Source organism: Alkalicoccus chagannorensis DSM 18086 (assembly GCF_000429725.1).
Taxonomy (GTDB): domain Bacteria; phylum Bacillota; class Bacilli; order Bacillales; family Salisediminibacteriaceae; genus Alkalicoccus; species Alkalicoccus chagannorensis.
The window spans coordinates 41,627-49,443 of the sequence record NZ_AUCK01000030.1; the positions used below are offsets into that span (position 1 = coordinate 41,627).

Annotated in this window: 4 protein-coding genes; 1 reads left to right on the forward strand and 3 read right to left on the reverse strand. The window is 48.1% G+C overall.

Annotated features, from left to right (window positions below; genetic code table 11):
• Window positions 1-39 precede the first annotated feature (39 nt).
• From G477_RS0113240 to G477_RS0113250, 3 genes are all read right to left on the reverse strand, one after another.
• Window positions 40-2,187, reverse strand: coding sequence for an S-layer homology domain-containing protein (locus G477_RS0113240; protein WP_026698346.1), 2,148 nt, complete (start codon window positions 2,185-2,187; stop codon window positions 40-42).
• 147 nt (window positions 2,188-2,334) lie between these two features.
• Window positions 2,335-2,622, reverse strand: a complete 288-nt coding sequence (locus G477_RS0113245; RefSeq protein WP_026698347.1) for a hypothetical protein — start codon at window positions 2,620-2,622, stop codon at window positions 2,335-2,337.
• A 699-nt stretch (window positions 2,623-3,321) separates the two neighbouring features.
• Window positions 3,322-6,978 carry an S-layer homology domain-containing protein gene (locus G477_RS0113250; protein WP_026698348.1) on the reverse strand — a complete coding sequence of 1,219 codons (3,657 nt, stop codon included), beginning with the start codon at window positions 6,976-6,978 and terminating at the stop codon, window positions 3,322-3,324.
• 622 nt (window positions 6,979-7,600) lie between these two features.
• Between G477_RS0113250 and G477_RS0113255 the strand changes: the two genes are divergently transcribed.
• On the forward strand, window positions 7,601-7,817 hold a 217-nt coding region (locus G477_RS0113255), incomplete at its 3' end, for a hypothetical protein (RefSeq protein WP_026698349.1).

Consider the following 7,817-nt stretch of genomic DNA (forward strand, 5'->3'; position numbering starts at 1 on the left):
AGTCCGGCCTCCGCCGAACTCTCAGCCGCGATGGCGGATTTAGTTAATGAAATCAGACTGGCGGAGGAAGCGGTCGAGAAGCGCCGCAATCTCGCCACGCGTGATTGTCTCCTGCGGTGCGAATTCATTGCCCGGCCGGCCTTCGACGGCACCGGCCTGCATTACAGTCGTTACCGCGTCCTGTGCCCAAGAGCCAATCTCATCGCTGTCGTCAAAGGCAGCGAACGTGTTCTCGGTCACCTGCGGGTAGTCGATGTCGATCAGTTCCATCGCTCGCTGAATCATGATGGCCGCTTCCTGGCGCGTCACTTCATCTTCCGGCTGGAACGTGCCGTCTTCGTACCCTTCGACAATCCCGTAATCGACGACGGCCTGCAGCTCGTCGGCGTACCACTCGTCACTCACGTCGGAGAAGTCTCCGTCGTAGGACTGGCCGGCATCCAGGCCGAGGCCACGAGCCAGAATGGACGCGAACTGGGAACGAGTCGTGGATTCATACGGTCGGAATTCGCCGTTCGGGAACCCTTCCATGATCAGCTGGGAGCTAAGGCTGTTGACGTAGTCCGAAGCCCACTGGTCTTCAGGGACATCAGCAAACTCCACATCTGTTTCGACGACGACGTACTTACTGTTGTTGAAGCTCTGGAATTTCACCTGACCGTTCTCTGTGCGGGTCGGTACCGGTGAATACGAGCCGTCGTCGTTCAGGCGGACAACGACGAGGTCTTCTTCGTCAACATTTTCGTCATCGACATTGATGGTCCGCTCGATCGGGCTCTGGAAGCGCTGGATGTTCGTGCTGCGCTCTCCGGAACGTGCTTCGATCGCATATTCGACAACGTCGGATGCTTCGTCGAGTTCATTGTCTTCAAGGACGTCATCTACGTCTTCGGTACGGTTGATTTCAAAATCAATATCCAGCTCGTCTTCTTCAGCCAGTTCGAAGCTCTCACGAATCTCTTCGACATTGATTTCAGAGGAACGGACGCTCATGTTCCCTTCACTGGAGCTCACACTGATGCGGGCACGCGGGTTGGCTGCCTGTACGGCGCTGACGGAGCGGGACGAAAGGGTTACTTCACCACGCTGGCCTTCTTCCTTATCAATGTTGAAGCTGACTTCTTCGACGTTGTCTGAAGAGGCGAGTGATTCTGCCAGGCGCTCTTCATTCACACGCACACGCACGGTCGTTTCACCGGTTTCCGGGTCTTCTTCCAGCTCGACATCCACTGCGTCTTCCCCGACAACGACGCGACCTTCTTCTTCATCCACTTCGGTCTCATCGTCTTCGAGCCCTTCGTCCGCATCGTCATCATCGTCGTCACCAGGAGTTGGTGTCGGTGTCGGCGTTGGTGTTGGTGTCGGCGTTGGAGAAGGCTCTTCTTCGTCTTCTTCTAATACATCATCTGTAGCATCATTTAATGCAGACAGTAGATCTACCAGCTCCGAAGTTTCACTGAAGCTTATGTCATCCACCATTCTCATCAATGAATCTGCAATACCTTCGTAAGTTACTTCAAAGTCCCTTAGTGTTTCTCCCATATCTTCAGCTACATCATTATTTGCTTCTAGATACTGAAGCATCTCTTTTAAATACTCTCTCAACATTTCTTCTGGATCACTTGAGAGCTGCGGTTCATTGTTTGAAACAAATTCTAGAGCATCTTCAAAAATCGTGAACAACCCTTCTAATGAAAAGTCTTCACCAAAGATATCTTGAAATGCTTCGTTATATTCATTAACAATAGCCTGCATTTCTTCATCTAGATTTTCCCGGTCTGCGGTGACAAGTAGGGTGGAAACATCGATCATGAAGTCTTCCACCGTTTCATCGCCATCAATCACACTGTTTAGATCTGTTGCCAAGCCGGTTCTTGCCTCGTCTATGATTTGAGTCCAACCAAGCTCTCCTCTATTTTCATTAAAACGTTCAACATCATCTCGAAGCTGCTGCATCGTTTCAAATTCATCGGAATCTTCTCCTACATTCTCTACGAATTGGTCATACACCTCTACAACGAGATCAGCAACCATTTCAATTTCTTCCGATGTTCCATTATTTTCGGCATAAACTACCTGATCCCCGCCATCGGCAGAAATGGGAGTAAATGCTGCTGCGGACGTAAACAGCATCGTTGTTGCAAGCGTTACGGCTGTTGCTTTCTTACTAAGCGGAAACTTCCTCACGTTACATCACCTCGTCTAAGTATTTGGACCGTCTCTACAGTTATGTATGATTCTTTCTAAGTTGTGAAAAAGTAGAAGGTCTAGGTATAGATAATTACTATCATACGTTTCTTTTTCCTGTAACACAATAGAATATTAGGTCTTTTTTCAGTTTACCGCCTTTTTTAGGGAATATACAGGGTTAATATGTTCATCCATAATGGACCATAACCATTGATTTTTTCCCACAATGAGCTCAAGCATGTAGGCTGTTCCGATCTCCAGTGGACCGAATTGAAAATAGCCATATTCATCTGGAACGTTCTCTTCTAATATGTAAGCCTTGTCTGCACTATGCAGCGTGAGCCTGACTTCCGTTTGGTGGAGTTGAGTAAAGCCGACTAGAAATAATCCTTGTTCTTCTATGTAACACTCTGCCATGAGTTGATTTTCCATTTGTTAAACCCCCAGGACTCAACTTAGCTCTGCTTGAAGTCTATGATCTTTTCCAGTCACAACCTATATTGCCAACGTTACTCATTGTAGCATGTCTTCTTTCGTTTTGTTAGGTCTCCATTCATCCTTCGTGTGATAAATGACTTACTTCTGTCTATCTATGTCGAAATGAAAATGAGGACAATCTTTGTCTTCCTCGAAAAAATTCCATATAAATCTCGTTATGGCGGGGATTTATTCAAGACCGGCATGAGTAAAAGCGAGAAACCACTACTTAAACCAATCATTCCTCAAACATGAAAAACAAGTCTTTAGAACTATTTTTATGTTTATTTACACAGGTAACACTTTTAAACAAATTATGCCCATTTTTACGGGTGTATTCTTGTTGAACAGAGATTTACTCTTCCTTAACCTGATAACTGTACATGGTATTTTCTTGATCAAGCAGAGGACCAATCAAAGAGAAGGGACGTCGAGTTATTACTGCAGCAATCCGGCAACGATTCAAGATCCAGGATCGCTTTCGCACACCATACGGCTGGAAAAAGAGATTGTTTTCGCTGCAATCTAAGTACCTATTCCTTCCGCACGTCGCCTAATGATCGAAACAGTGAGCAAAATCACCTCGGCTTTGATAAATTTCGTATTAACGGAAAAACAAAAAAGCCATAGGCTGCTGGGCCCATGGCTCCTCTATTAATTCATCATCGCTGATCTTCTCAACATTCTTTCCAACACAGCAGCAGTTTCTTGGCGCAGGATCGAATCCGTTGGTTGAAAGGCACCTGTCTCGTCCCCCTGCATGAGATCGTATCTGCTCATATACGCTACAGCTTCCCGCGCCCAGCTCGATATGTCGTCTTCATCTACGAAGGTGTCCATACTGCCAGTATCCAGTGAGTGCTGCGTGTAAAGCGAGGCACGCATCATCATAACCGCTGCTTCCTCTCTCGATATTTCCGCATCCGGTCGAAACGTTTCGTCTTCATAGCCTTGAATGATCCCGGCACCCAGCGCCGCCTGCACGTATCCTTCATACCAGGCACCGTCCTCGAGGTCAGGAAATTCCGGAGGTGCCAGCCCATCCCCGCGCAGACCGAGACTTCTCGTCAGCATAGCCGCAAATTCCGCGCGGGTCACGCTGTTTTCCGGATCAAAGGTTGCATCATCGCGGCCGAGAATTAGCTGCTTCGAGGCCAACTTGTTCACATAGCCTGCCGCCCAGCTGTCTTCAGCCACGTCTAGAAAATCGCTCTCTTCTTCGATCACAGCAAACGATCCCCCAGCAAAACTCTTCACAGTGACCTCGCCGTTAAGAAACACGGCCGGTACCGGATACAGCATTATTCCGTCCTCATCGACTTTCATGACGGCGGCTTTTTCCGGGTCTACATTCGCACTGACGGGGAAAGTTTTTTCGACATAAGACGAGAAGCTCCCTTCGCTTTCTCCGTCATGCAGGTCAAAGGTGACGACCGGTGATCGTGCTTCGAAAGGGCTCGTCTCCTTTTCCTCAGCAGAAATGGACACATACAAAGGCTCGTTCGCTTCCAGCTGCTCCTGCGTCAGCCGGACACTGCCCTCCTCCGACGTCAGCAGCAGCGTCCCTTCCGTACCACGAAGCTGTTCTCTCACTTCACCGCTGACTTCGATGTCTTCCCCGTCGTCCAGACGCTTCGTGATATTCCCCGTCTCCTCGTCCTGCTCAAATGATGGTTCCTGTTCTTCCTCCGTCTCCTCTTCTTCCTCTGGAGGTGCTCCCTCCTCCTCCGGCGGCGGTGCCGGCGATGGAGCAGGTGTTACAGGGACAGGAGCGGGCGTCGGTGTGGGCTCTTCTTCCTCCGATGACGTGTCCAGGGTGAAGAAATATTGATAAGATTGATTCCCCTCTATACGCAGCACATAATCTCCTTCCTCGGGCAGCGTCATCTGCAACTCAAATTCTCCATTCTCTAAATCTCCCCATTCTATCCAGTCATAGGACCCGTCTTCGATACGAGCAAGTTCATAGTAACTTTCGTAATACGATTTTACTTCTCCTGTAACGACAAGTTCCGGATCGGTGAGTACCTCACCGTCCAATTGTTGATCAACAGAAAGGAATGGTTCAAAGAAACTGATTTCTCCCTGTGTAACCAACTCTTCGTCCGCTGACACAGGCAGCTGAAAGGAATACATATAATCGCCTAAAGGAAGGTTCTCAAATTCGGAAAACCGGACTTGAGACCACCGTGGTATAAAAACTTGACTCTCCCGCTCCAGCTTCGCTTGAGGAGAGACGATCATAAACTCTTCTTCTCCGGCATTGGCGTGGTTGACACTCACCTCTTCCAATTCAAAGTCCCCTTGAGATACTTGATGGATGATCGAAGACCATCCTGGCGACCAACCACCTGCCTCTGCTTCATCAATGGACCATTCGTCAAACATTGCTCTATTGTTATTCATAGAACCGTTATACCAGAATGCATATTTCCATATAGAATTCCTGTCGTCCCTTTCGACCCTCTCTACTTGAAACGATCTATTCATATTGGATCTAACGTAATAAATCTCATTATCGACTGATGCGGATGCCATCGTCTTATCCATGGCGCTAACAGAGTAGACCGGGTGCGAATCATTCCCTTTCATAAAACGAATGTTCGTTGCCTGGTCGTCTGCTCTTAAAAAGTTAAAGCCTTGAGATACTTGATCAATTCTCAACAGGGATACATGATCCTCTTCCAGTCGGAACCTTGTTACGCCTGTTTGATCCGGGGCGTTGGTTTTCAGACTATCCGCCTGATCATACGACCAGCCAAAATCCTCCGTTGCAAGTTCAAACAAGTAGGTAGCATCATCATCTGGAGTTTCATACTTATCCCCAGTGAATGTGAAGGATTGTTCCTCCCTAATGTCTTCAGAGCGGATGTCTTCCCGTATCTCGTGGTGTGCTTTCACCATTTCTGATTCCTCGTGGATTCCCGCAGTTGTTATAAATAAGGTCATAGTTCTCTCGTTTTCTTCCTGTTCTTCCACCCAGTCGATCAGCCTGCCTTTATCAACTTGAAGAGATGCCCCCATCCACGAGTCAAAGTGCTCCACCGGGGAGCCCTCATCATTATAGGAAATCAACAGCATCACAGATTCTCCGGAATAGTCGCTGTAATAGCTATACCCTTCACTTAATTCGACATCCCACCACTCTTCGGGTTCGTCTGATGAAGGCGGCGTTCCCCCATGCGCATCCACGGTGAATTCATCCTCCAGCGAGAATGTTACTTCGTCAAAAACAAAATCTATCAGCTCGATTTGATGTGTTCCTTCCTCCAATGGAGGCACGACCAGATAATGAGGATGTCCTCCAACCTGGGTAACCGTCCCATCCTGCAGACGAAGTTCATATGTCAGAAGATGTTCTTCTTCCTCCAGATGATGGGCTTCGAAATCAGCGTCGATGATGGTATGTGACTCATCCACTTTCATATAGTTGGAGTTCTCCATCCCGCGCTGCTGATTGTCTCTTATTTGAGCCAGTTGAAACCCTGCATCATTAATATAGGGCGTTTCCAGCTCGATATTATTGCTCCCTTCCCACACTCTTTCCACCTCAGAGGAGAAGCTGCTGCTGAAGGGGAGAGTAGTGTCTGCTTCAAATGATTTCACCATCCTAGCCGTTATCGTATGATGCTCATCCTCGATATCAGCGTAGACTTCAAATGCACGACCAGGAGTAATGTAGACTGCATCCGTCAAAGACCCTGACCACCCTAGGCGCATGCCGTCATAATCCCCTGCTTCGATCAAGACCAGCTGCTCCGTACCGACGTCAAACACCCAGTCTGTATCCGTTTCCTCCGCTGCGTCTCTAATCAAACGGTTCGGTTCATTTTCGACCTGTACTTCACTGTTGTAAATGACGCTTCCTTCCGTGGAGATCGATACGTCTGACAGCGAGGAACCGTCTATCCATACCGGTTTTCCTACGAGCACCCCGTCCTCGTTTTTAAAGCCGAAGCCGTTATGATGGACGTTGCTGCTGTCGTCTCCTGCCCCGGTTTCGGTTGCCTGCTTCAACGTATCGCTCGAGAAATGCATGTCCTCGGCCTCTGAAACTCCTTGATGGTAAAACGTACCACCTTCGGATGAATCAATTGATTTAACAATGATTTCATAGTCTCTATTATATAAAAACATCCCTTTCGGCACTTCTGCTTCTCCTTGATACAGTTCTATTTGGTAGATTTGTTCCGTCGCGAAAACTGCCCCTTCAACGTCCCAGCCGAGATCTTCATAATGTTGGAGACTCTCATTCCAAAGCGAACCGTGGTTATACCGGTGCTCGTAAACATACACAATTCCGTCCTTCATCGGCTGACCATCCGCATCCTCTACTGTAATTGTTATGTACTCCCGAACCTCTTCTGACGACGCTTGCACTGGTACTATCCAACATAGAAAAAGTAAAATGAACCCCAACCATTTCATGAAATCCTCCCAAATTTTAGCCTTATATAGATATTAGTCCTAATTTATCCAAAATGCAATAGAATTTGAGTTTATTTCTCATTGTTTTCAGAAATTTTAACAGCTGGGAACTCTTCTCTTGATAACCATTTCTGCGGCTTCGCCTTCCCACTATAGACTATGATAAATAAAGTATTTAAAACCGCAGTAGTATCTGCTCCCACGGGTCGTATACTTATTCGATTCCCACCGTGCGGTAGAAGACCGCTGCATTTTCGCTGAATCAGGGTACAGGATTGTTTTCCGGCGCGGGTTGTGCGCACCGGCAGAAACCATGTCGACTCGTCCTCCAAAGGTTGTCGACTGCACCCGGAAACCTCGACGCCCCACGATGAAAGCACGTCGCACTCTGGAAAAAGCTCGCCACATCGATGCAACCCCGTAAGCGTCAAAGAATACGTACCTGTCGAGACACGTGCGCTTTATCTATACTGAAAGCAAGCCAGTAGATAAGGAGGCACAAGGTATGAGTAACGTTACTTATGGGCAGGAGGACCGCGCTTCCTGGTGGAGAGCCGAAGGCGCTGCTTACCAGGAAAGCGGGATGAGTCTGGCAGATTGGGTAGAAACGAAAGATTACAGCCAGCGGACGTTTCATCGAAACGTCAGCACCTTCTGCCCGGAAGTCCTGGATGCGTTCAACGGATCGGATGTTACCGGGTGGTCTGCGGTCCATCTGGACC